Annotated in this window: 21 protein-coding genes; 13 read left to right on the plus strand and 8 right to left on the minus strand. The window is 60.7% G+C overall.

What is annotated here, in order from left to right; translation table 11 throughout:
- The first annotated feature begins 5 nt into the window (after positions 1-5).
- Positions 6-1,973, plus strand: a complete 1,968-nt coding sequence (locus AC13RE_RS06550) for a 3-hydroxyacyl-CoA dehydrogenase NAD-binding domain-containing protein (RefSeq protein ID WP_488562341.1) — start codon at positions 6-8, stop codon at positions 1,971-1,973.
- 20 nt (positions 1,974-1,993) lie between these two features.
- Here AC13RE_RS06550 and AC13RE_RS06555 read toward each other — a convergent pair whose 3' ends face one another.
- From AC13RE_RS06555 to AC13RE_RS06565, 3 genes are all read right to left on the minus strand, one after another.
- Positions 1,994-3,205 (minus strand): adenylate/guanylate cyclase domain-containing protein, encoded by a 1,212-nt coding sequence (locus tag AC13RE_RS06555; protein WP_132717417.1) that lies wholly within the window; start codon positions 3,203-3,205, stop codon positions 1,994-1,996.
- Between the two features lie 153 nt (positions 3,206-3,358).
- Complete coding sequence (locus AC13RE_RS06560) at positions 3,359-4,261, minus strand: SDR family oxidoreductase (RefSeq protein ID WP_488562342.1); 903 nt, start codon at positions 4,259-4,261, stop codon at positions 3,359-3,361.
- A 79-nt stretch (positions 4,262-4,340) separates the two neighbouring features.
- Positions 4,341-5,081 carry an SDR family oxidoreductase gene (locus tag AC13RE_RS06565; protein WP_488562343.1) on the minus strand — a complete coding sequence of 247 codons (741 nt, stop codon included), beginning with the start codon at positions 5,079-5,081 and terminating at the stop codon, positions 4,341-4,343.
- A gap of 122 nt (positions 5,082-5,203) precedes the next feature.
- Between AC13RE_RS06565 and AC13RE_RS06570 the strand changes: the two genes are divergently transcribed.
- From AC13RE_RS06570 to AC13RE_RS06580, 3 genes are all read left to right on the plus strand, one after another.
- On the plus strand, positions 5,204-6,088 hold the full coding sequence (locus AC13RE_RS06570) for a LysR family transcriptional regulator (RefSeq protein WP_488562344.1): 885 nt from the start codon (positions 5,204-5,206) through the stop codon (positions 6,086-6,088).
- A gap of 164 nt (positions 6,089-6,252) precedes the next feature.
- A complete protein-coding gene (locus tag AC13RE_RS06575) occupies positions 6,253-7,599 on the plus strand; it encodes an LLM class flavin-dependent oxidoreductase (protein WP_488562345.1) in 1,347 nt (448 codons plus the stop codon).
- 24 nt (positions 7,600-7,623) lie between these two features.
- Positions 7,624-8,166 carry a carboxymuconolactone decarboxylase family protein gene (locus AC13RE_RS06580; protein WP_488562346.1) on the plus strand — a complete coding sequence of 181 codons (543 nt, stop codon included), beginning with the start codon at positions 7,624-7,626 and terminating at the stop codon, positions 8,164-8,166.
- Between the two features lie 172 nt (positions 8,167-8,338).
- Here the strand turns inward: AC13RE_RS06580 and AC13RE_RS06585 are convergent, their stop codons facing one another.
- Complete coding sequence (locus tag AC13RE_RS06585) at positions 8,339-8,767, minus strand: OsmC family protein (RefSeq protein ID WP_132717423.1); 429 nt, start codon at positions 8,765-8,767, stop codon at positions 8,339-8,341.
- Positions 8,768-8,978: 211 nt separating this feature from the next.
- Between AC13RE_RS06585 and AC13RE_RS06590 the strand changes: the two genes are divergently transcribed.
- Positions 8,979-10,244, plus strand: coding sequence for a glycerate kinase type-2 family protein (locus AC13RE_RS06590; RefSeq protein WP_488562347.1), 1,266 nt, complete (start codon positions 8,979-8,981; stop codon positions 10,242-10,244).
- 13 nt (positions 10,245-10,257) lie between these two features.
- Here AC13RE_RS06590 and AC13RE_RS06595 read toward each other — a convergent pair whose 3' ends face one another.
- Positions 10,258-10,440 carry a hypothetical protein gene (locus tag AC13RE_RS06595; RefSeq protein ID WP_488562348.1) on the minus strand — a complete coding sequence of 61 codons (183 nt, stop codon included), beginning with the start codon at positions 10,438-10,440 and terminating at the stop codon, positions 10,258-10,260.
- Positions 10,441-10,715: 275 nt separating this feature from the next.
- Here AC13RE_RS06595 and ggt point away from each other — a divergent pair, with 275 nt between their 5' ends.
- From ggt to AC13RE_RS06610, 3 genes are all read left to right on the plus strand, one after another.
- Complete coding sequence (gene ggt, locus AC13RE_RS06600; RefSeq protein ID WP_488562349.1) at positions 10,716-12,458, plus strand: gamma-glutamyltransferase; 1,743 nt, start codon at positions 10,716-10,718, stop codon at positions 12,456-12,458.
- A 355-nt stretch (positions 12,459-12,813) separates the two neighbouring features.
- Entirely contained in the window at positions 12,814-14,268 is a 1,455-nt protein-coding gene (locus AC13RE_RS06605) for an MFS transporter (RefSeq protein ID WP_132717426.1), read from the plus strand.
- A gap of 128 nt (positions 14,269-14,396) precedes the next feature.
- The gene (locus tag AC13RE_RS06610; RefSeq protein ID WP_488562350.1) at positions 14,397-15,959 is read left to right on the plus strand and encodes a VOC family protein; all 1,563 of its coding nucleotides are present in this window, start codon (positions 14,397-14,399) and stop codon (positions 15,957-15,959) included.
- Between the two features lie 35 nt (positions 15,960-15,994).
- Here AC13RE_RS06610 and AC13RE_RS06615 read toward each other — a convergent pair whose 3' ends face one another.
- Together AC13RE_RS06615 and AC13RE_RS06620 are read right to left on the minus strand one after the other, a co-directional pair.
- The gene (locus AC13RE_RS06615; protein WP_488562351.1) at positions 15,995-16,744 is read right to left on the minus strand and encodes a dienelactone hydrolase family protein; all 750 of its coding nucleotides are present in this window, start codon (positions 16,742-16,744) and stop codon (positions 15,995-15,997) included.
- Positions 16,745-16,837: 93 nt separating this feature from the next.
- Entirely contained in the window at positions 16,838-18,115 is a 1,278-nt protein-coding gene (locus AC13RE_RS06620; protein WP_488562352.1) for an L-fuconate dehydratase, read from the minus strand.
- Positions 18,116-18,458: 343 nt separating this feature from the next.
- Between AC13RE_RS06620 and AC13RE_RS06625 the strand changes: the two genes are divergently transcribed.
- Positions 18,459-18,872 carry a carboxymuconolactone decarboxylase family protein gene (locus AC13RE_RS06625; protein WP_488562353.1) on the plus strand — a complete coding sequence of 138 codons (414 nt, stop codon included), beginning with the start codon at positions 18,459-18,461 and terminating at the stop codon, positions 18,870-18,872.
- Positions 18,873-18,929: 57 nt separating this feature from the next.
- Here the strand turns inward: AC13RE_RS06625 and AC13RE_RS06630 are convergent, their stop codons facing one another.
- Positions 18,930-19,319: a BRA0787 family protein gene (locus AC13RE_RS06630; RefSeq protein ID WP_488562354.1), complete on the minus strand. Its 390-nt coding sequence runs from the start codon at positions 19,317-19,319 to the stop codon at positions 18,930-18,932.
- A 329-nt stretch (positions 19,320-19,648) separates the two neighbouring features.
- Between AC13RE_RS06630 and AC13RE_RS06635 the strand changes: the two genes are divergently transcribed.
- From AC13RE_RS06635 to AC13RE_RS06650, 4 genes are all read left to right on the plus strand, one after another.
- Positions 19,649-20,152: a cupin domain-containing protein gene (locus AC13RE_RS06635; RefSeq protein ID WP_488562355.1), complete on the plus strand. Its 504-nt coding sequence runs from the start codon at positions 19,649-19,651 to the stop codon at positions 20,150-20,152.
- Between the two features lie 210 nt (positions 20,153-20,362).
- Positions 20,363-21,211, plus strand: coding sequence for a MetQ/NlpA family ABC transporter substrate-binding protein (locus AC13RE_RS06640; protein WP_488562356.1), 849 nt, complete (start codon positions 20,363-20,365; stop codon positions 21,209-21,211).
- 353 nt (positions 21,212-21,564) lie between these two features.
- Positions 21,565-22,650: a methionine ABC transporter ATP-binding protein gene (locus tag AC13RE_RS06645; protein WP_488562357.1), complete on the plus strand. Its 1,086-nt coding sequence runs from the start codon at positions 21,565-21,567 to the stop codon at positions 22,648-22,650.
- Positions 22,640-23,296 (plus strand): methionine ABC transporter permease, encoded by a 657-nt coding sequence (locus AC13RE_RS06650; RefSeq protein ID WP_015340947.1) that lies wholly within the window; start codon positions 22,640-22,642, stop codon positions 23,294-23,296. Before AC13RE_RS06645 ends, AC13RE_RS06650 begins: the two co-directional genes overlap by 11 nt.
- Positions 23,297-23,355 lie beyond the last annotated feature (59 nt).

Raw genomic sequence — 23,355 nt, forward strand, 5'->3', positions numbered from 1 at the left:
ACATCATGTCGGCATTGCGCTTTTCGGACACCATCTCGGCGGCGCTGGCCGATGGGATCCTCGTCGTCACCATAGACAACGCACCGGTCAACGCGCTCTCCGCCGATGTCCGGGCCGGCCTCATGGCGGCGCTTGATCACGCTGAAAAAGACGGCGCGGTTAAGGGCGTCGTGCTCACCGGTGCGGGCAACAGCTTCATCGGCGGCGCCGATATCAAGGAATTCGGCAAGCCGCCGGTCCAGCCGCATCTACCTGATATCATCTCCCGCATCGAATCCTCTCCGAAACCCGTTGTCGCCGCGATCAACGGTGTTGCGCTTGGCGGCGGCCTGGAAGTGGCGCTCGCCTGCCATCGTCGCCTTGCCGCGCCGACCGCGAAGCTCGGCCTTCCTGAAGTCAAGCTCGGCATCGTGCCGGGTGCCGGCGGCACACAGCGCCTGCCGCGTCTGACAGGCAGCGCCGCCGCCATCGACATGATCGCCAATGCACGCATCGTATCCGCCGCCGAAACTCTCAAGCTCGGCATCGTCGATGGCGTCGCCAAAGGCGAATTGATCGCTGAAGCTATCACCGACGCCAAGATGACCAACGCCGCATCGTTGCGCCGCACGGGATCGCTGACGGTTCCTCCGGAAGCTACAGATGCGATCGACAAGGCGGCATCGGACGCATTGCGCAAGGCACGCGGCCAACGTGCACCGGCCGAAGCCATCCGCCTCGTGCGCCTAGCGGCGACCGTCTCTTTATCAGAAGGATTGGCCGAGGAACGCCGCACATTTATTGCCCTCCGCGACAGCGAAGAGGCCGCAGCCCTGCGTCATGTCTTTTTCGCGGAACGCGCCGCGGGCAAGGTCGACGGGCTGGAGACCGTCGCTCCGCGCAAGATCGAAACCATCGGCATCGTCGGCACCGGCCTGATGGGATCGGGCATTGCCGTCTCCGCCCTCAATGGCGGCTACCGGGTCATCGGCGTCGAGCAGAGTGCCGAGGTCGCGGAAAAGGGACGCGAGCGCATCACCGGCCTCCTCGACAAGGCCGTGCAATCCGGCCGCCTCGATGCGGCGGAGCGAGAAGATCGCTTGGGCCGGCTGACCGTCACCGCCGACATGCAGCAGCTGCTGCGGGCCGATCTCGTCATCGAAGCTGTCTTCGACGATCTCACCGTCAAGACCGAGCTGTTCCAGCGCCTCGATACGATCGTTCGTGCCGACGCGATTCTTGCCACCAATACGAGCTATCTCGACCCCGACGTGATCGCTGCCGCAACACAACGGCCAGAGCGTGTCGTCGGGCTGCACTTCTTCTCGCCCGCCAATATCATGCGGCTCCTGGAGGTGGTGAATTGCAAGCAGACGGCGCCGGATGTGCTGGCGACAGCCATTGCCTTGGCAAAGCGGCTCGGCAAGCTGCCTGTGGTGTCTGGCGTCACCGAAGGCTTCATCGGCAACCGCATCTTTTCCGCCTATCGCCGCGAAGCGGAATACATGGTCGAGGATGGCGCTTCGCCGCAGGAAATCGACGCAGCACTGGAGGCCTACGGCTTTCCGATGGGGCCCTTTGCGGTGTTCGACATGGCGGGTCTGGAAATCGCCTGGGCACGCCGCAAGCGGCAGGCCGCGACGCGCGATCCGGCGGAACGATACGTCGTCATCGCCGACCAGCTCTGCGAAGCCGGTCGCTTCGGCCAGAAGACCGGCCGCGGCTGGTATGCCTACCCCGACGGCAAACGGACTGTTGATCCCGAGGTAACGGCCATGATCGAAGCCGCGCGCGCCGAAAAAGGCATCGTCCCGAAGAGCTTCACCGCGGAAGAGATCGTCAGCCGCTTACTGAAAGCCATGATGGACGAAGGCGATGCCCTACTTTCGGAAGGCATCGCCGATCGCGCCAGCGATATCGATCTTGTCATGATCAATGGCTATGGCTTTCCGGCAAGCAAAGGCGGCCCGATGTTTGCGGCCGGCCGTCGCTGAAAGCGGTCACTGCCAACGGGTCAGGCCGCCGAGGAGAGCAGCGTGAACAATTCCTGCGGCCGGTTGACGCCACGCAGCGCATAGCGGCCGACGGAAACGAGATCGTTGCTCTGCTGGCCTGACAGCGCCTCGACGAAATTCGACGACATCAGGACGTTGCGGTCGGCCGACCGGCACATCGAAGCGATGCGGCTGACCTCATTGACGGCCGGGCCGATCACCGTGAAATCCAGCCGGTCCATACTGCCGATATTCCCGTAGAAGACATCGCCGATATGCAGGCCGAGATAGACGTCCGTCACGGGCCGGCCTTCGATCTGCCGCTGCGCGTTGAGGTCGCGCAGCCGCTGACGCAGCAGCGATTCCGCCATCAGGGCGGCAGCGCAGGCATCGGCGGAATTACGAGCCTTGAAGATCGCCAGCGTGCCATCGCCGATCAGCTTCAGCACGTTGCCGCCCGCCTCATGGATCGAGGAGATGACCGCGTCGGCATAGGCATTCAGCATAGGGATGATTTCATCCGGCTCGGCCGTATCGGAAATGCGCGTGTAATTGGCGAGATCGGAAAACCAGAGTGCGGCCGAAATCCGCTCGGTCTTGCCGCGGGTAATCTTGCCCTCAAGCACATGCCGGGCGGCATCCTCGCCGAGATAGACTTCGGCGATGGTGCGGGCGATGCGGCTCATGCCGGTACATTTGATCGCCAAAGCCAGCGCGGGCGTCAGCTTGCGCAGCACGCGCAGATCTTCCTCCGGAAAACCGACCTCGTGCGCGGTGGCAAAGTTGGAATAGAAGCAATCCATCTCGCCGATCGTGCCGCCCTCTTCGAAACGGTGGATCATGGCGATGTAGTCCGTGTGACCATCGGCCAGTAGCGTATCGAGCCCGTAAAAATCGGTCGGGTCGCCAAAGCCGATACGCCGGCGCACCTCGTCTCCGCCCGTTGTCAGCATGTGATAGAAGGCGGAACGCTGCCAGTTTTCAGAGGCGATCCCCTGTTGCGTCGGGCCATATTCGAACTCGCGCTCGATGATCTGATTGCCGTCCCAGCGGAAGGCGCGTCCTTCATAGACCGGATGCAGCGTATCCATCAGCGCCATGGCCCGATCGATGTTGAGACCATGCTGACGGCACTGCTCGCAGAAACCAGAGAGGATATCGACTTCCGTCATTCCCTTAAGGCCGGCCTGCATGAGCCAGCTGGCAATTTCGCCAATGTCCTTCGCGTCCATGGATATCTCCCGACCCTCTGAAGGATTCGCTTTAGTACGAAACTCTAAGGCTTGGAATGCCGTCCTGCACAAAATAGTTTCGATGCACGTCAGTCATCGCCGCTCCTGTGGCACAGAAGCGGCGATTTGACGCTGGGAGATAGCAATGCGGTCTCAGCCTTTGACGACAGGTCTCAGCAAATCCTCCAAGCCGATGCGCCGGAAGAGTTCTGCCCTCACCCGATCGGCAACGCCATTGACGATTTCCGCACCATCTTCCGAGGGGTCTATATGGGTGCGGAACGGGCGTGTGCCAAACGGCATGTCGATCACATCGACGATCGCGGTCGCAACCGAGGCTGCATCTGCGTCGGCCGGCTCCAGCGAGGCGAGCCCCTTCAGTGCCTGATCGGGAACACCTGCATAAGGACCATTGTCGTATTCGGCGGCACGAGCCTTGTCGGCCGGCGAGCCGGAATGGGCAAAATGGTTGGTGCCTTTCGTAAAGGCGCCGGGAACGATGATGGCGGTCTCGATGCCCCAGCGTGTCAATTCAGACGCATAGGACACGGCAAGCGAGTCCATGGCCGCCTTGGCAGCGAAGTAAGGCGAGAGATAGGGCGGCGTGCCGCCCCGCGTGCTGGACGAGGAGACCCAGACCACCAGCCCCTTCCCTTCTTTGCGCATATGAGGCAGCACGGCTCGATTGACGCGCTGGGTGCTGAGCACGTTGATGTCGTAGAGTTCGGCGAACTGTTCGGGCGTGAAGGCTTCTGCCGGGCCGAAGGACATGTGGCCGGCATTGTGGATGATGGTGTCGATGCGGCTCTGCTCGGCGATGACGGCGGCAATGCCGGCTTCGACGGAAGCATCCGAGGCGACATCGAGTTCGACGGTTCTGAGATCGACGCCGTTCTCCTTGGCGAAAGCCGCCGCTGCCTCGACCTGCGCCGCATTACGCCCATTGGTTTCGCGGATGCCGGCATAGACCGTATGGCCTGCCTTGGCGAGCGCGCGTGCCGTCAGAGCCCCGAAGCCGCTCGATGCGCCAGTGATGACGATGACTTGCTTGCTCATGATCTTGTTCCTTCAGAGGATTGGCTGTTATTGACGATGAATTGGAGAGCGGCAGGAATAGCCCTGCCGCCAAGTTGGCTCAGATCATGCCGCCATTGGCGCGTAGCGTCTGGCCGTTGATCCAGCCGCCGTCCGGGCCGACGAGGAAGGAGACGGCGGCGGCGATATCCTGCGGCGTGCCCAGGCGCTCCAGCGGGTTCATCTTGGCCATACGATCGATGAGTTCGTCGCTCTTGCCGTTCAAAAAGAGATCGGTGGCCGTCGGGCCGGGTGCGACGGCATTGACCGTTATCGAGCGGCCGCGCAGCTCCTTCGCCATGATGCCGGTCAGAAGCTCGACCGCCGCCTTCGTTGCGGCATAGACGCCGTAGGTTTCGAGCTTGAGGCCGACGATGCTGGTCGAGAAATTGACGATACGCCCGCCGTCACGCAGGCGCCTGCCGGCTTCGCGCAGCGTATTGAACGTGCCCTTGAGGTTGATGGCGATATGGCGGTCGAAATGCGCGTCGTCGGCATCGGCAATCCTGGCCAGTTGCATAATGCCGGCATTGTTGACGAGGACATCGACACCGCCGAAGGCAGTTTCTGCCGCATCGAACATGCGGCGCACGGCATCCACATCAGAGACATCAGCTTTCGCGGTCAGCGCCTTGCCGCCCTTTTCCTCGATCTTGCGAGCGAGTTCCTCGGCGGCTGCTTCGCTGCCGGAATAGTTGATGACAACGGTGAAGCCGTCTTCGGCCAGACGCTCGGCGATCGCGGCGCCGATGCCGCGGGATGCGCCGGTAACGATTGCTATTTTGTTGGAATTGCTGCTCATTTTCCTCATCCTTCGTTGCTTTGCGCCGTAGCGCCTTTCGATGAGGAGAAGATGCCTCTTTTCATGAGGCGGATAATCGACCATTAATCGGCATCACTATCCGAAATCAGCGAACAAATAATATGGACAGATTCGATGCCATGCGGGTGTTTTGCCGGGTCGTGGAACGGCGCAGCTTCACGCTGGCGTCCGAAGACACCGGCCTGCCCCGCTCGACGGTGACGGACGCAATCAAGCAGCTCGAGACCCGCCTTGGCGTGCGCCTGCTGCAGCGCACGACGCGGCATGTGAGCCCGACACTCGACGGCGAAGCCTATTACCAGCGCTGCCTGCGCATCCTCTCCGATGTTGAGGATGCCGAAGGCGCCTTTGCCGGGGCAAAGCCAAAGGGCGTGCTACGAGTTGATGTGCACGGCACGCTTGCGCGGCACTTCGTCCTGCCGAATCTTCCTTCCTTCCTCGAAACCTATCCCGATATCGAACTGCAGATCACCGAGGGCGACCGGTTCGTCGATCTGATCCGCGAGGGCATCGACTGCGTGCTGCGCGTCGGCACGCTGCAGGATAGCGACATGATCGGCCGCCGCGTCACGATGCTGGAAGAGGTGACGCTTGCGGCGCCCGCCTATGTCGAACGGTTCGGCATGCCCGCCCATCCGGAGAAGCTCGACGGGCATCGGATGATCGGCTTCCGCTCTTCCGCAACGGGCGGATTGCTGCCGCTGGAATTCCAGATCGATGGCGCCGCGCGCGAAATCACCCTGCCGGCCACCATCTCCGTCAACGCGGCTGAGAGTTACTTCGCGGCGGCCAAGCTCGGTCTCGGCCTGATCCAGGTCCCGCGCTACCACGCAGAGGAAGCCTTACGATCGGGCGAGCTGCTGCATGTCCTTGAGGATTATCCACCGACCCGAACACCCGTCTCGATGCTCTATCCGCGCAGCCGCCAGCTTTCGCCGCGGGTCCGCGTCTTCATAGATTGGCTTGTGAAGGTTTTTGCCGGATAGAACGTGGCTGAAAGCCCGGCCGGATGAATATTCCGCGAAAGCGATCAAATAAATGAAATCGGCTCTTTGAATGCGCGACCGGCACGCCTACGTCGTAGTGCATTGCCTTACGGGCAATGCCGTTGCTACTTCACGACAGCCTGGCGATTTTCGAGAGAGAGCCCATGACCGAACAGAAGCAATTGAAGCTCGGGGCCTTCATGCGTCCCGTCAGCCTGCATACCGGCGCCTGGCGTTATCCCGGCGCCTATCCGGACGCCAACTTCAATTTCCAGCATATCAAGAGCTTCGCGCAGGAACTGGAAAAGGCGAAGTTCGACGCCTTCTTCATGGCCGATCACCTGGCGGTTCTCAACATGCCGATCGAAGCTTTGAAGCGCAGCCACACTGTGACCTCCTTCGAGCCCTTCACCCTACTTTCGGCGCTCGCCGCCGTGACTGACAGGATCGGCCTCGTCGCCACCGCTTCCACTACCTTTGATCTGCCCTATCACATCGCCCGTCGCTTCGCCTCCCTCGATCACATCAGCGGCGGTCGTGCCGGCTGGAACATCGTCACTACGTCCAATCCCGATGCCGCGCTTAATTTCGGCCTCGAAGAACATATGGAACATGGCGAGCGCTATCATCGCGCCCGCGAATTCTATGATGTCGTCACTGGCCTCTGGGACAGCTTCGCCGACGATGCCTTTCTCCGCGATCCCGAAAGCGGCATCTTCTTCGATCCCGAGCGGATGCATGTTCTCGGGCACAAGGGCGAGGAACTGAGCGTCCGCGGACCCCTTAACATCGCGCGACCGCCGCAAGGCTGGCCCGTCATCGTCCAAGCCGGGCAATCGGATGCCGGCCGCCAGCTTGCCGCAGAAACGGCCGAGGCCGTCTTCGCAGCTCCGCGCAACCTCGCAGACGGCAAGTCGATCTTTGCCGATATCAAGGGGCGGATGAAGGCGATCGGTCGCAATCCGGATCATCTGAAGATCCTGCCCGCCGCCTTCATCGTCGTCGGCGACACGATTGAGGAAGCAAAGGCCAAGCGGGCAAAGCTCGATAGCCTCGTTCATTATGACAGCGCTATTGCATCGCTCTCGATCGCGTTAGGGCATGACGCTTCCAAGTTTGATCCCGATGGCCCGCTGCCGGAGATTCCGGAGACCAATGCCAGCAAGAGCGGCCGCGAACGCGTCATCGCGCTTGCCGAATCGGAGAAGCTGACCGTGCGCCAGCTTGCCCAGCGCCTCGGCGGCTATGCCGGCCTCGCCTTTGTCGGCACGCCTGAGAGTATCGCTGACGAGATGGAGCAATGGCTGCATGAGGAAGGCTCTGACGGTTTCAATGTCGTCTTCCCCTTCCTGCCGCAAGGCCTGCTTGACGTGACCACCCGCGTCGTTCCAGAGCTGCAGCGCCGCGGCATCTTCCGCCGCGACTATGAAGGCACGACATTGCGCGAACACCTCGGCCTGCCGCGCCCGGAAAACCGCTTCTTCACGAAATCGGCTGCGGCAGCGCAGTAACAGAGCCCGCGATAAGAGACTGATATGAGCCATATCACGCCGATCGATTACGAGACTGCTTCCGAGGCCGTGCGAGCCGAACACGATCGCGAAATACAATTGCGCGGCCGCATGACGAATATGAAGCGGACATTGCTGCACTCACCGGTGGCGCATCGCATCTATGCCGAATGGTTTCCCCTGCGCGAAGAACTGCGCCCGGCGCTGGACGATCGCGCCGTCTGGCTGCTCTGCCATGCCATTGCGATCGAATGCCGCTCGATCATCCCGGTCGGCTTCTTCCGGCGTGCGCTGATCAATGCCGGCCTGACGCCGGAAACGATCGTGCCGAGCGAAGACGAGGCTCTCTTGATCGAATTCGGCAAGGCGATCGTCAGGGATTCCAACGCCATTCCGGAGGGGATTTGGGATCGATTGAAGGCCCGCTACGATGAGCCGACGCTTGCTAACCTCGTCGCTTTCGCCGGCATCATGATCGCAACGGCGATCTACAGCAATGCCGTGAAGGTTGATATCGATCCGGAGCTTGGGCCTTATCTTGAGGGATTTGAGTTTCCGTCGGAGTGACGAAATTGCCCCTCACCCTAACCCTCTCCTCGCACGCGGGGAGAGGGAATGACCTCGGTAACCTCACCCAACTTAGCATCCCGAGAGGGAACTGTGACGGTGCGGCCATCCCCTTCTCCCTGTCAAAACGGGGAGAAGGTGCCCGACAGGGCGGATGAGGGGCTTTTGGGCCCTACCCCGAAATCGTCGTCTCGAACTGCGGATTGCCGCGGATCGTGTTGCTCACGGTGCAGATCTCATCCTCGGCGGCATGCGCGATGGCATTCCGGATCTCGTCGCCGAAATCGCCTTTGATGGTGAAAGCGATGTTGAATTTCTCCACGCGCGAAAGGCCTTCGGTTGCCTTTTCCCCTGTCACGACAGCAGTCACTTCCGTGAGCTTGTCGAGCACGCCGAGGCTGCTGGCCGCCATGCGGGCGCTCAAGACCAGGCAGGCCGAGAGCGACGAATAGAGCAGATCAAGCGGATTGAAACCCGGCTGCGACGGCGAAGTGACGATGTCGATCTCACCGCCGGTCACCGACGTCACATGCGGAAAGCCGGTGCGGCCGACCGTAGCGGTCGCGCCCGTCTGCCTCGTCTTCACTTTCAGTTCGGCCATGTCGAAAATCCTTGAAATAAAAGCGGGAAACCCTTTCCTTCTACATAGGGATTCATCGCGCAGGACACAATTGCAGTTCGTGGCCCTTGCGTCTTCCAGCCAGTTAAGCCACCAAATGGTTACAGGCTCTGAGAAGCAATTTCAGGAAAAGTGCGTGGCGGTTTTCCGTCCGGAATTGCGTATAAACGCTCTAGCAGACAGGCAATTCGATATGACCGTTACCGATCCCCGCGCCTTCCTGACCTCGCTGTTCGATGCCGCGGTTCGCGCAGCCGATCCGCTGACCGGCATTCGCGCGCATCTGCCTGCCAAACCGAAGGGTCGCACGATCGTTATCGGCGCCGGCAAAGGATCTGCACAGATGGCGGCCGCGCTGGAGCAATGCTGGGATGGCCCACTGGAAGGCCTTGTCGTGACGCGATACGGATTTTCCGCCCCCTGCCGCCGGATCGAGATCATCGAAGCTGCCCATCCTGTGCCGGATGAAGCGGGCCTCGTTGCCTCCCGTCGATTGTTGAAACTCGTCGGGGGCCTGACTGAGGACGATCTGGTGATCGCACTGATATCAGGCGGCGGCTCGGCGCTGCTTCCCTCGCCGGCGGACGGCCTGAGCCTTGCGGACGAAATCGCGGTCAACAAGGCGCTGCTCGCCTCCGGCGCGCCGATCTCGGCGATGAATGTCATTCGCAAACACCTGTCGACCATCAAGGGTGGCAGGTTGGCTGCCGCGGCCTATCCGGCCAAGGTCCTCTCGCTCGTCGTCTCGGACATTCCCGGCGACGACCCTGCCCTGGTGGCCTCCGGCCCGACCGTACCCGGCCTCGGGACGCGCGCCGAAGCGCTCGATCTCATCCGCCTCTACCACATCGAACTGCCGCCGGCCGTTCTCGCCCATATCGAGAAAGTTGAGGCGGATGCGCCGCGCCCGGATGATCCTCGTTTTGCCGGCAATGAAGTGCATGTCATCGCCTCTGCCGGCGTCTCGCTGGAAGCTGCCGCCGAGGTGGCGCGTTCCGCCGGCATCGAGGCGGCCATCCTCTCCGATGCCATCGAGGGCGAGGCCCGCGAAGCTGCGCATGTCCACGCCGCGATTGCCCGCGAGGTGCTTCATCGCAACCGGCCCTTCGCCAAGCCGATCGTGCTACTGTCAGGCGGCGAAACCACGGTGACCTTGAAAGGCAACGGCAAGGGCGGGCGAAACTCGGAGTTCCTGCTGTCGCTGGCCATCGATATCGACGGCCATGCCGGCATTCACGCCATGGCCGCCGACACAGATGGCATCGACGGCAGCGAGGACAATGCCGGCGCTTTTACAGATGCGAGCACCGTGGCACGGCTGCGCAAGGCTGGAATGGTTCCGGCTGAGATGCTGGCAAACAACGATGCGTGGACGGCCTTCAACGCGATCGGAGATCTCTTCGTCCCAGGCCCCACGGGAACGAACGTCAACGACTTCCGCGCCATCCTGATCGCGTAACGGAACGGGTAGCTTAAATAATTGTGGTGCAATCGTCACAGCGCCAATAGGCGGCTGCCGTCGATGCCCATCGAAGAAAACGTCGGCTGCAATGGTCGCATTCGATTTCCACGACATGCGTCCTTTCGCCAACGATGAATGGCCTGGTCTTGATCCTGCGCTCGCTCTTCCATTGCTCGAGCTTCGTCACGGCCATGATCACCCTCCACGCAATACTCGCCTCGACAAGCAACAATCTAAAATAGATTCAACTAATAAAAGAAATATTGCAAGTGCGAAGCGATTTTCCGCGCGGCAGGCGGACCGAAATTATCCGTAGTAGTGCATGGAAGACATAGTGCGCCGGCTTTCGGCCGCGGCGGGATCGCTCCATTAAAAAATTGTGACGGCGGATATCGCCATTTTCGCGCACGACGCCATGTCATTCGTTGGCGATTTTCCATCAAGATAACAATGGGAGGCATATTCATCATGCGCCACTTCCGCCAGCGGGCGATTTCGTCGGTAACCCTGGTCACATTTGCTCTCTTTTCCGTCACCGCCAGAGCTGCCGCGCCGCCACCGGTCGAGGCAGAGCATGGCATGGTGGTCACTGCTCAACATCTCGCCACCGATGTCGGCGTCGAAGTGCTGAAGAATGGCGGCAATGCCGTCGATGCAGCCGTTGCGGTCGGCTATGCGCTGGCCGTGGTCTACCCGACCGCCGGCAATATCGGCGGCGGCGGCTTCATGACCATCCGCATGCGCGACGGCAAGACGACCTTCCTCGACTTCCGCGAGCGCGCGCCCCTGGCGGCGACCAAAGGCATGTATCTCGACGACAAGGGCAATATCGTCAAAGGCGCCAGTACGGACGGCTATCTCGCCGTCGGCGTTCCGGGCTCAGTCATGGGCTTCGAGACGGCCCGCGAGAAATACGGCACCAAGTCCCGCCAGGATCTAATCGCGCCGGCCATTCGCTATGCCAAGGAAGGCTTCACGCTGAACCAGGCCGATGCCGCCGAACTGAACGAGGGCAAGAAGTGGCTTTCTCGCGATCCGGCCACCGCCGCAATCTTCACCAAGTCAGACGGCAAGCCCTTTGCCACGGGCGACAAGCTGGTGCAGCCGGATCTCGCCAACGCCCTATCCGGCATTTCCGATCAGGGACCGGATGGCTTCTACAAGGGGCCGGTCGCCAACGCTATCGTCAAGGCAAGCCAGGACAAGGGCGGCATTCTCGCAAACCAGGATTTCGAACAATACAAAGTCCGCGAGCTCGAGCCCGTGAAGTGCAATTATCGCGGCTATGAGATCATCTCCTCGCCGCCGCCCTCCTCCGGCGGCGTCATCATCTGCGAAATCCTCAATGTGCTGGAAGGCTATCCGCTCTCCTATACAGGTTATGCCTCGGCCGACACGGTCCACTACATGGTCGAAGCCATGCGCTATGCCTATGTCGACCGCAACTCGGCACTCGGCGATCCCGACTTCGTCGACAACCCCGTCAGCAAGCTGCTGGATAAGGCCTATGCCCAGAAGATCCGCGACGGCATCTCTCCGTACAAGGCCGGCGTTTCCAAGGACCTGATGCCGAAAGGCCTCGGTGAAAGCCACGAGACCACGCATTATTCGATCATCGACAATGACGGCAATGCCGTCGCCGTTACCTATACGCTGAACGGCTCCTTCGGTGCCGGCGTCGTTGCGCCTGGCACTGGCATCCTCTTGAACAACGAGATGGATGATTTCACCTCCAAGCCCGGCGTGCCCAACCTTTACGGCCTGGTGCAGGGCGAGGCCAATGCCATCCAGCCGAAGAAGACGCCGCTCTCCTCCATGAGCCCGACGATCGTCACCAAGGATGGCAAGCCCTTCATGGTAATCGGCAGCCCCGGCGGCTCGCGCATCATCACCATCACGCTGGAAGCGATCATCAACGTCATCGATTTCGGCATGAACATTCAGGAGGCGATCGACGCGCCGCGCATCCATCACCAATGGCTGCCGGATAAGGTCTACATGGAGCCGCGCGCGCTCTCGCCCGATACGATCAAGCTTCTGACCGGCATGGGCTACACGGTTCAGGTGGACAACAGCTGGCCGATCTGGGGCCAGGCGGCCGGCATCCTTGTCGGGGGCAAGAGCCTCAGCGACATCGCCAAGGGCGGTGGCGCCCGCTATAACGGCGCCGTGGACAGCCGTGCCGGCTCAGGGCTTGCCGAAGGCTACTGATCGCCTCGGTGCCTGCTGAAAACGACGCCTCGGACCGGTGCCACCACCAATTGGCACCGGTCTTTTCGCCTTTGGCATCCGGCTCAAACGAGCACATTATCTTACGCGAAAAAACCAAGCGTGAGCATTTCGGCGCGATATCGCGCCTATTCATTCACCTCACGTTTATTTGATGCCGTTTGCCCCTGCATGTGCGTCATTTTTTCATCCCATGAATGGGATTTGCGATTTCTGATATAGCAATCGCGTGCAAGCAGGAGTATACAAACCGCCGTTCAAATAGGCCTCCGCGCCATGACCAGACTTGCGGTTCTGTCTTACGACCCCACCGCACCATCGAGAGCGATCCCCGACAATGTCGGATCAGATATTCCAGGCCGCCCCGACCCGGCGGGCCGCACCGAATTTTCGTGTAGTAGCGCTTATCGTAGCAAGCGCGATGTTCATGGAACAGCTCGACGCGACCGTGCTCGCAACAGCCCTTCCGACCATGGCGAGAGACTTCGGCGTCAGTGCACCGGCTATGAGTATCTCGCTGACTTCATACCTTCTCAGCCTCGCAATCTTCATTCCCGCCAGCGGCGCCATAGCCGATCGCTTCGGGTCGCGCACCGTCTTCCGATCCGCCATCGCGGTCTTCGTTGTCGGCTCGCTTCTCTGCGCGCAGGCGCCGAACCTGTTCTTCCTCGTGATCGCGCGGCTACTACAGGGTCTCGGCGGCGCCATGATGCTGCCCGTCGGTCGCCTCGTGCTGATGCGCAGCGTTGCCCGCAAGGACATGGTCAACGCCATGTCCTGGTTGCTGATCCCGGCGCTCGTTGGCCCTATCCTCGGCCCGCCGGTCGGCGGTTTGTTCGTGACCTACCTCGACTGGCGCTGGATCTTCTACATCAACGTGCCGATCGGCATCATCGGCTTCATCCTCGTGACCATGTTCATCGAGGAGGTAAAGGGCCCGCGCACCGGCCGCTTCGATCTCTCCGGCTTCATCCTCTCGGGCATTTCGCTGGGATCGCTGCTCTTCGGCTTCGAAATGTCGAGCCGCGAGGGCGAGGGCTATATGGCGGTCTTCCTGATCTCCATCGGCCTCTTGTTCGGCATCGCCTATCTGCGCCATGCGCGCAAGCACCCCTCGCCGATCATGGATTTCTCCTTGATGAAGGTGCCGACGTTCCGCACATCAGTGATCGCCGGCTCGCTGACGCGCATCAGCCAGGGCGCCCATCCCTTCCTGATCCCGCTGATGCTGCAGCTCGGCTTTGGTCTTTCGGCCGCTGCCGCCGGCCAGATCGCCATTGCGACGGCACTCGGCTCGATGGCCATGAAGCCACTGCAGGTCCGCATCCTGCGCACGCTCGGCTTCCGCACCGCCCTCATCATCTTCGGCCTGATCGGCACGCTCGGCTATGGCATGTGCGCTATCTTCAAGCCGGATTGGCCGTTGCCCGTCATCTTCGTGATCCTGTTCTTCTGCGGCTTCTTCATGTCGTTCCAGTTCACGGCCTACAACACGATCGCCTATGACGAGATCGAGCGCGACCGCATGAGTATTGCGACGAGCTTCTACTCGACCTTCCAACAGCTGATGCTCTCCCTCGGCATCTGCGTCGCAGCCCTTGCTCTCCATGGCTCGACGCAGTTCCTCGGCCATGGCAAGCCCGAAATGGTCGACTTTTCCGTCGCCTTCATCGTTGTGACGGCCATTGCGCTTCTCGCGGTCATCTGGAACGCCAGCTTCTCGCGCACTGCCGGCTCCGAGATCAGCGGCCACCGCCGCAGATCGCCGGAAGACAGCCTTGGCGAGCACTGATGCTCGCCTCCCGCCCACTCCGGCAATAGCGGCTTTTGTGAACAGTGCCTTCACGGGCGGCGCATTGCATTGAACAATGACCTCGACCTAAATAGCGACCAGAACGAAGTAACAGTCTGGAGCATCCCATGGTCGCCGGCATCCATCACATCACGCTGATCACCCGCAAGGTCCAGGCGAATGTCGATTTCTACGTCGGCTTCCTCGGCCTGCGCCTCGTCAAGCGCACCGGCGGCTTTGAAGACGCCACCCAGCTTCATCTCCTCTATGGCGACGCCAAGGGTTCGCCCGGCTCGCTGATTACTTTCCTTGTCTGGGAGGATGGTTCGCCCGGCCGCGCCGGCGTCGGCCAGATCGGCGAAATCTCTCTCGCCATCGATCCGGCAAGCATCGGTTTCTGGCTGACGCGTGCACTGAGCGCCGGCCTCAAGCCCGAAGGCCCCTCCGACGAATTCGGTGAGCCGGTGCTTCGATTGAAGGATCCGGACGGCGTCATCGTCAAGCTTGTCGGGACCAATGCCCTCCAGGCAACGGCGCCGTGGGTGAGCGATGCCATTCCGCAGGAGCACGCGGTCCGCCGCATCCGCGGCGCGACGCTGTTCAGCGAAACGCCCGAGGAGACACAGGCCATTTTGGTCGACCATTTCGACTACCGGCCGCTTACTACCAGCGGGGCGATCAGCCGACTCGTCTCGGAGCCTGGCGATATCCTCGACATCCGCGATGCCCGCGGCTTCTGGGCGAGCGCCCCGGGTACGGGTACGGTCGATCATGTCGCCTTTCGCGCCGCCGACGATGCGGAATTGCAGTCGGTCCACACCGCCCTGCAGGCGATCGATTCCGGGCCGACGACGATGCATGACCGCAAATATTTCCGCTCGCTCTATGTCCGCGAACCTGGCCAGATCCTGCTCGAACTCGCCACGGATGCGCCTGGCATGTTGATCGACGAGGATGAAGCAACACTTGGCACGCGCCTCTTCGCTCCCGGCGACAGTCCGAAGCTTTTGGCCGAGCTGAACGTGATCCTGCCGCAGTTCTCCATGCCCGGAGAGCCGCGCGTCATCTATCGCGATCTGCCCTTCATCCATCGCTTCTTCACGCCCGATGAGCCGAACGACAATGTCTTCATTCTGCTGCACGGTTCCGGCGCCAACGAAACGACGATGTTGCCGCTTGGTCACGAGATCGATCCCAATGCGACCTTGCTCAGCGTGCGTGGCCGTGCGCTAGAGGAAGGAGTGCCGCGCTGGTTCCGTCGCAATGGACCGATGTCCTTCGATCAGGCGGATATCGCCAGCGAGGCCGAAGCCTTCGCCGCCTTTATCGACGGCGCGATCCACGCCTACGGGCTGGATCCCGATTGCATCGTCTATATCGGCTATTCGAACGGCGCCAACTTGCTGAACGCCATGCTCTCGCTGCACCCGCATCTCATCCGCCGGGCTGTGCTGCTGCGCTCCATGGCCGTGCTCGAAAATCCGCCGGCGGCTGATATGTCGGATGCCGATGTGCTGGTGGTCGCCGGGGAAAAGGATCTGTACGGGCCATATGCCCAACCGCTGACGGACCGCTTGCGCGAAGGCGGCGCAAAGGTCGAACTGGCAACAGTGCCGGGCGGCCACGAGTTTGACGATGCCGATGCATCCGTCGTTCAGGCTTGGCTCAAGCGCACAACTAAATCGTCCTAGCGTCTCGGGATTTGCTTCACCAAATCCGTAAAGCTCTATCTCGATAACCGCGATGCGAAGAAATCGACGACGCTCTGGTGAGCAGCCTTAGCCTGCTCACCAGATTTCAGAAAAAAGTTATGTGGCCCGTCCTTGTAGACATTGAAGCCGACAGACCCGCCCAGACCTAGAGCCATCTGGCGCAGGTTCTGCGCGGTCGAGACGGGGAAGGTCCGATCGGCACCGCCCCAGACGATGTAAAGCGGCGGCAGGGAGCGCACCGGCTTCGAATAACCGTCCGGAAATGCGCCGTCCACAAGCACGAGCGCAGCGATATCGCTATTGTCAGCCGAGGCGGCAGCGGCGGCCTGTGCACCGAGGGATAAGCCAAACAGGCCGACCTTGCCGGTATGGTGGGGCTGGCCCTTGATATAGGAAACCATACCGTGAACCGTTGCGATCCAGTCCTGCCACCGCGTCGCATAATAGGCGATACGAGCGGGTGAACTGCCAGCACGGGCGATAGCAGCCTGATCGGCGGGTGTGAGCAGGTAAACGAGATATGCGTCCAGACCTGCTGCATTCAAGCTCTGCCCAAGCTCGCCATAGCTGGGCGAAGCAAAACCATGACTGCCGCTCAGGACGATTACCGCCGGACGTGATGGGCCTGAGCTATTCGTAAAGCTCTCGACCAGAACATTGCCGCCCGGTGTCGCGACGCTGAACTGTCGACCACTGGCGGCTACAGCGTTTCCGAATGCGAGCGAGGACAAAAGTGTCAGGACAACAGCAAAAATCACTCGCATGCATCGATACTCCGACAGAAGTGCGCAGCTATCGCACAGCTTCTGCCCTTGATAAAGTACCCGCACATCGACAATGCCGACCTACGCTAAACCTCAGCCCTTGAATGTATATTCCTTAATCGATTCCGGCTTCATCTCGATCGAGAAGCCCGGCAGGCTCGGCGGCATGTAAGCCGCGTCGCGGATGATGCAGGGGTCGATGAAATGCTCGTGCAGGTGATCGACATACTCGATCACGCGACCATCCTTGGTGCCGGATACGGCGATATAGTCGATCATCGACAGGTGCTGCACATATTCGCAGAGGCCGACACCGCCGGCATGCGGCCAGACCGGCAACCCATATTTGGCGGCGATCAGCAAAACCGCCAGCACTTCGTTGAGACCGCCCATGCGGCAGGAATCGATCTGCACGATGTCGATCGCGCCCTCCGCGATGAACTGCTTGAACATGATGCGGTTCTGGCACATCTCGCCGGTGGCGACCTTCACCGGGCCGATGGCCTGGCGGATCTTGCGGTGTCCGGCAACATCGTCCGGGCTTGTGGGTTCTTCGATGAAGAAAGGCTTGGCGAAGGCAAGCTTTTTCACCCAGTCGATCGCCTGATTGACCTCCCAGACCTGATTGGCGTCGATCATGAGGTAACGATCGGGGCCAATCACCTCGCGGGCAATGGTGAGACGGCGGATATCGTCTTCGAGATCGCGGCCGACCTTCATCTTCACATGGTTGAAGCCGGCATCGATCGCCTCCTGGCACAGGCGGCGCAGCTTGGCGTCGTCATAGCCGAGCCAGCCGGCCGATGTCGTGTAGCAGGCATAGCCTTCGCGCTCGAGCGTGGCGATACGGTCGGCCTTGCCGGCTTCCGCCTTCTTCAAGATGGCGACGGCCTCATCGCGGGTGAGCACATCGGTCAGGTAACGATAGTCGACGATATCGGCGATCCGCTCGGCATCCATCTCAGCCACCAGCCGCCAAACCGGCTTGCCGGCTTCCTTCGCGAGCAGATCCCAGACGGCGTTGACGACAGCGCCGGTTGCCAGATGCATCGCGCCCTTCTCAGGGCCGATCCAGCGCAGCTGGCTGTCGCTGGTCAGATGCCGCCAGTATTTGCCGGGGTTTTCCAGAACCGCCGCAAGCTCCGTGCCGACCACCAGATGCCGCATCGCCTCGATCGCCATGCAGCAGATGTCGTTGCCGCGGCCGATGGTGAAGGTCAGGCCGTGGCCGGTAAGGCCCGGCTTGTCGGTGTCGAGGATGACATAGGCTGCCGAATAATCCGGATCCGGATTCATCGCATCCGAACCGTCGAGGCTCTGCGACGTCGGGAAGCGCAAATCGAAAACGCGAAGATTGGTGATGCGCGTCATTGGAAAACTCCTTCTAAATCCATCGCGACCTCTCGACCTCTAACCCGAAGTCGAACTCCTCCCAGAGCGCCGCATTATGCTCGCCAATATGCGAGCTGCACGTTCGAATTTCAGCAATCGCCTGCCGATGCGGATAGTCGGATGCGTCCTCAAAGCGCCTCTCCTCCTAACCCTGCCGACGTTTCTGCAGAGAGCTCTACTTTTCTTATGTGAATAGTTTTTTCACATATGCATGATTTTTGCAATCGAAAAGACAGCATGAATTCGCGCTCTACGCTGCCGCCAGCGCCATAAAATGCGCTATTGTCCGACCCAAATGGATTTGCTGAAGGAGATGTAGGGAATGGCAACGGTTAAATTGCTCGATGATGCGGAGGCAGAGGCGATCCCGGCCGTGAAGGCGGTGTTCGACGATATTCGCGCAGTGAGAAAATCCGATTTCGTCAATAATTTCTGGCGCGGCCTGGCAAACGACCCGGCACTGCTGAAGCGCACCTGGGAAGGGCTGAAAGCGGTGATGATGACGGACGGCGCGCTCGATCCGCTGGTGCGCGAGATGATCTACATTGCCGTCTCCACCGCCAATGGCTGCAGCTATTGCATCCATTCCCACACCGCCGCCGCGAAGGCGAAAGGGATGACCGATGCCCAGCACGCCGAACTACTGGCGGTCATCGGCCTTGCCGGACAGACGAACCATCTGGTCACGGCGATGCAGATCCCTGTCGATCCGGAATTCGATGTCGGCGGCCGCTGAAAATGCGGAAGGCCCGCGGGCGTGCCGGCGGGCCTTCCTTAAACGGTCTTTCGCTTTTCAGCGGTCAGATTTTTCCGTCGCCTGAGCGTCTGCAGCGAGGGCGGCAACGTTGAGGCCGTTGTTCACGGCGAGCAGCCTTTTACGAACCAGAACGCCCATCACGCGGGCAGCCGTCGAAAAGGTCATCGTGTCAAGCGGACCTTCGCCCTCCCAGGGCTTGGTCAGCCGCTCGGTCACAGCCGAAACGATATTGTTGGGCACGATGTCTGTGCACTCGCGCATGGCTTCGAACACGACGCTGATGGGATGGATGCGTCCTTCGAACGTCACGATCGGTTCGGTTACTTCGCTGTCCCATTCCTCGAAGGCATAGAGCGCTTCGCGGAAGAGCTGCTGCAGGGTGATGGGTGCATGACCCTCATGAAGGGGCGGCAAGGCATTCGACATGTCTGTCTCCTTTCAATTGGAAGTCCGGCGCATGTATGAAAATGGATGGTCTCTCCTCCGAGACCCAAGCGCTGCTTCGTCGGCTTGGCGCGCCGAAAGAACGGGGCGTGGCGCGGCAAACCATCTCGTGACCGGCGCAACGCGGGACACACGAAATGTTCCCACCGGTCATTTAACTTGATCAAGTCTATAGATTAATCTCGACTTGAAAAGCCTCTTTAAGAATTTTCTGTAATTCTCTTTATTTTTGAATGACTTCGCGTAGTATGAAATTGCCGCGTGCCGACGAAAGGCGCGCGAATCTCTCTCCCAAGAGCAAAGGGAACCCCATGTGCGGCGATCATGAACATCAGCATCACGACGGGCACGATCACGATCCTCAGCCCATCGATTGGCGCGAACAGGGCATCAAGATCATTCCCGGCAATGCGCTGGATCCGAATACCGCACAAACGCCCGGCATGAACCGCGCGACCGCGATCAATCATGCGCGCGCCGGCGCTGAAAAGATCTGGGCGGGAACCGTGACAATCCACGCCAATGCCAAGACTGGCGCTCACCATCACGGCGACCTCGAAAGCATCATCTATGTCGTAAAGGGCAAGGCGCGCATGCGCTGGGGTGACAACCTCGAATTCGTCGCCGAAGCCGGCCCCGGCGACTTCATCTTCGTGCCGCCCTATGTGCCGCATCAGGAGATCAATGCCAGCCGTGACGAAACGCTGGAATGTGTTCTCGTTCGCTCCGGGCAGGAACCAGTCGTTGTCAATCTCGACATCGAACCAGTGGAAAAACCGGAAGAAGTCCTCTGGAAGGACCCGATCCATCGTTAATCTGCACATTTATCAGGCAAAATCTCATTTGCCGCATAAATAATCTACAATATTTATAGAAAATTAGTTTGCGCTTTGCGCCGCACTGAAAAGAGTTTTTCAGAAGTGCGGCGCGCAACGCATGATCCTGCTTGGCTATACGAACACGCGCCTGAGATGATTAAGCCGTCAACGAGATATTGATCTCGATCATCAGGAACAGGATTTCCCATGACTGAAAAGCTTTCTAGAGGTTTTGACGCGCTGCGCCTTTCCCGCCGCGCCGGCCTTGCTGCCATCCTCGCCTCCGCTGTCGCCGTTTTCGGCTGGACGGCGACTTCCACGCCATCTTTCGCGGCAGACAAGACAATCAAGGTCGGCATCATCAGCGGTGAAGACGAAGATGTCTGGCGTGTCGTGACTGCTGAAGCCGCCAAGAAAGGATTGAAGATCGAGACGGTCGTCTTCAACGACTATACCCAGCCGAACGAAGCCCTCGAGCGCGGCGAAATCGATGCCAACGCTTTCCAGCACAAGCCGTACCTCGACAATCAGATCAAGCAGCACGGCTACCATATCGTCAGCGTCGGCTATACCGGCGTCTGGCCGATCGGCCTCTACACCAAGAAATACAAGACCGTGGCAGAGCTTCCGAAGGGTGCGATCATCGGCGTACCGAACGATCCGTCCAACGAGGGCCGTGCACTGCGCGTGCTGCAGAACGAAGGCGTGATCAAGCTCAAGGATGGCACCGGCATTCTCGCCACGACCGCCGACATCGTTGAAAACCCCAAGAACGTCGAGATCAAGGAACTGGACGCCGGCATCGTCGGCCGCTCGATCGACGACCTGGACGCAGCCGTCGTCAACACCGACTGGGCGCTGAAGAGCGGCCTGACGCCGAAGCAACGCATTGCACAGGAGCCGATCGACGGCAATCCTTATCGCAACTTCATCGCCGTCAAGCAGGGCAGCGAGAACGAGGCTTGGGTTAAGACGCTGGTTGCTGCTTACCAGAATGACGCCGTCAAGGCAGAGTTCGACAAGGTTTACAAGGGAACGGGCATCAGCGCCTATTGATGTCAGGACCGCGCTGAGCGGCGAGGCGGCCGGGGTATCTTGCCCGGGCCGCCTTTGATGTTTTCGCATCAGGATGCGATGAAATTTATAGTTGGTTATGGAGTTCGCGGAGGGTACATCCCCCCTCTGTCACTGTCGTGACATCTCCCCCACAAGGGGGGGAGATCGGAAATTCGTCGCAAGCCATCGCCAGAAACGAACATCGCATCTGCTGACACCTGGCTGATTTGTTTCACAGAGTGCGCGGCATACTCTCAACAATCTCCCCCCTTGTGGGGGAGATGTCACGACAGTGACAGAGGGGGGTATATAGCCTCGGCAACCTGGAAGACGCCTTTACAAAGAGAAGCACTATGAATTCCTTCATCCCGGCCACATCAATCGACGGACACGCGCCGCCCGAGCGTGCGGCGGGCGACGAAATTGTCCGCCTGATTGACGTCCGCCGCCGCTTCGGCAGCACGCCGGCACTGGACGGTATTTCGCTGACCGCGCGCCGTGGCGAGATCGTCGGCATCATCGGCCGCAGCGGCGCCGGCAAATCGACACTGATCCGTTGCCTGAACGGGCTAGAGCGCGCCGATAGCGGCGAGATCCATATCGAAGGCCGCGACATCGCACGCCTTTCGGAAAAGGAACTGCAGCCACTGCGCCGCCGCATCGGCATGGTCTTCCAGCATTTCAATCTGTTGTCCGCAAAGACCGTCGAAGAGAATATCGCCCTGCCACTGAAGATCGAGGGAGTGGCCAAGGCCGAACGGCTGCAGCGGGCGCGCGAGCTGCTTGATCTTGTCGGCCTTGCCGATAAGGCAAAAGCCTATCCCGCCGCCCTCTCCGGCGGCCAGAAACAGCGCGTCGGCATCGCCCGCGCCCTTGCCGCCCGCCCGGCGCTGCTGCTTTCGGACGAAGCAACATCGGCGCTCGATCCGGAAACGACGCGGTCGATCCTCGCACTGCTGAAGGATATCAATCGCAAGCTCGGCCTGACGATCCTGCTCATCACCCACGAGATGGAAGTGGTGCGCTCGATCGCAGACCGCGTCGCGGTCATCGATGCCGGACGGATCGTCGAGGAAGGTTCCGTGTGGACGGTCTTCGCCAACCCCGAAACGGAGATTACGGCAAGCCTGCTCGGCGGCATCCGCCCGCAGCTTCCCGAGCACATCGCCGCCCGCCTGTCGCCGACGTCAGGCGTCGAAGCGATCCTCAGCGTCGATCTTGCCGGTCCGGCCGCGCAAGGGGCACTGTTTGCAGAACTCTCGGCTGCCCTGCCGCGCTCTTTTCGCCTGGTTCACGGCGGCATCGACCACATCCAGAACCAACCCGTTGCCCGTTTCTTCGTCGCCGTCCCGACGCGCGATCCGGATCTGCTGGCGCAGGTCAGCGATTTTCTGAAAGCCCGCTCCGCCCGGGTGGAGGTTTTAGGCTATGACAACTGATGTGATACTCGGCCTGCTTTGGCGCTCCTTCTGGGAGACGATTTGGATGACGGCTGCGTCCGGCCTCCTCTCCCTGGTCATCGGCCTGCCGCTGGGCCTCGCCCTCGTCGTCACCGGTCGCGGCGGCATTGCCGAGCAGCCTGCGATCAACAGCGTCCTTGCCGCGCTCGTCAATGGCTTCCGCGCCGTGCCTTTCGTCATCCTGCTGATTGCCCTCATCCCGCTGACACGGCTGATCGTCGGCACGGCGCTCGGCACGACAGCGGCGATCGTGCCGCTGACCATCGCCGCGATCCCTTACTATGCCCGTATCGCCGAGGTCTCGCTGCGTGAAGTCGATCGCGGCTTGATCGATGCGGTGCGCGCCATGGGCGGCAATCGCTGGACGATCATCCGCGAAGTGCTGGTGCCCGAGGCCATGCCCGGCATCGTCGCCGGCTTCACGGTGACGCTGGTGACTCTGATCGGGGCTTCCGCGATGGCGGGCACGATCGGCGGCGGCGGCCTCGGCGACCTTGCGATCCGCTACGGCTACCAGCGCTTCGAAACCGGCGTCATGATCGCCGTCGTCATCGTGCTGATCATTCTGGTCTGCGGCATGCAATGGCTGGGCGATCGCCTAGCCAACCGGCTCGACCGCCGCTAGAGCATTTCCGCTTTTCTTCGAATCGCGAAAACGCTCTATCTTCTTGTTTTTACGCAGTT

The sequence above is a fragment of the Martinezella sp. CNPSo 3959 genome, assembly GCF_057784355.1.

Bases quoted from the DNA above. Each gene is read 5' to 3' on its own strand.
- AC13RE_RS06605 (WP_132717426.1), top strand. From the start codon at position 12,814: ATGTCGGATCAGATATTCCAGGCCGCCCCGACCCGGCGGGCCGCACCG.
- AC13RE_RS06595 (WP_488562348.1), bottom strand. From the start codon at position 10,440: ATGGCCGTGACGAAGCTCGAGCAATGGAAGAGCGAGCGCAGGATCAAG.
- AC13RE_RS06610 (WP_488562350.1), top strand. From the start codon at position 14,397: ATGGTCGCCGGCATCCATCACATCACGCTGATCACCCGCAAGGTCCAG.
- AC13RE_RS06590 (WP_488562347.1), top strand. From the start codon at position 8,979: ATGACCGTTACCGATCCCCGCGCCTTCCTGACCTCGCTGTTCGATGCC.
- AC13RE_RS06565 (WP_488562343.1), bottom strand. From the start codon at position 5,081: ATGAGCAGCAATTCCAACAAAATAGCAATCGTTACCGGCGCATCCCGC.
- AC13RE_RS06625 (WP_488562353.1), top strand. From the start codon at position 18,459: ATGGCAACGGTTAAATTGCTCGATGATGCGGAGGCAGAGGCGATCCCG.
- AC13RE_RS06615 (WP_488562351.1), bottom strand. From the start codon at position 16,744: ATGCGAGTGATTTTTGCTGTTGTCCTGACACTTTTGTCCTCGCTCGCA.
- AC13RE_RS06630 (WP_488562354.1), bottom strand. From the start codon at position 19,319: ATGTCGAATGCCTTGCCGCCCCTTCATGAGGGTCATGCACCCATCACC.
- AC13RE_RS06650 (WP_015340947.1), top strand. From the start codon at position 22,640: ATGACAACTGATGTGATACTCGGCCTGCTTTGGCGCTCCTTCTGGGAG.
- AC13RE_RS06645 (WP_488562357.1), top strand. From the start codon at position 21,565: ATGAATTCCTTCATCCCGGCCACATCAATCGACGGACACGCGCCGCCC.
- AC13RE_RS06580 (WP_488562346.1), top strand. From the start codon at position 7,624: ATGAGCCATATCACGCCGATCGATTACGAGACTGCTTCCGAGGCCGTG.
- AC13RE_RS06555 (WP_132717417.1), bottom strand. From the start codon at position 3,205: ATGGACGCGAAGGACATTGGCGAAATTGCCAGCTGGCTCATGCAGGCC.
- AC13RE_RS06560 (WP_488562342.1), bottom strand. From the start codon at position 4,261: ATGAGCAAGCAAGTCATCGTCATCACTGGCGCATCGAGCGGCTTCGGG.
- AC13RE_RS06575 (WP_488562345.1), top strand. From the start codon at position 6,253: ATGACCGAACAGAAGCAATTGAAGCTCGGGGCCTTCATGCGTCCCGTC.
- AC13RE_RS06640 (WP_488562356.1), top strand. From the start codon at position 20,363: ATGACTGAAAAGCTTTCTAGAGGTTTTGACGCGCTGCGCCTTTCCCGC.
- AC13RE_RS06585 (WP_132717423.1), bottom strand. From the start codon at position 8,767: ATGGCCGAACTGAAAGTGAAGACGAGGCAGACGGGCGCGACCGCTACG.
- AC13RE_RS06550 (WP_488562341.1), top strand. From the start codon at position 6: ATGTCGGCATTGCGCTTTTCGGACACCATCTCGGCGGCGCTGGCCGAT.
- AC13RE_RS06570 (WP_488562344.1), top strand. From the start codon at position 5,204: ATGGACAGATTCGATGCCATGCGGGTGTTTTGCCGGGTCGTGGAACGG.
- AC13RE_RS06620 (WP_488562352.1), bottom strand. From the start codon at position 18,115: ATGACGCGCATCACCAATCTTCGCGTTTTCGATTTGCGCTTCCCGACG.
- AC13RE_RS06635 (WP_488562355.1), top strand. From the start codon at position 19,649: ATGTGCGGCGATCATGAACATCAGCATCACGACGGGCACGATCACGAT.
- ggt (WP_488562349.1), top strand. From the start codon at position 10,716: ATGCGCCACTTCCGCCAGCGGGCGATTTCGTCGGTAACCCTGGTCACA.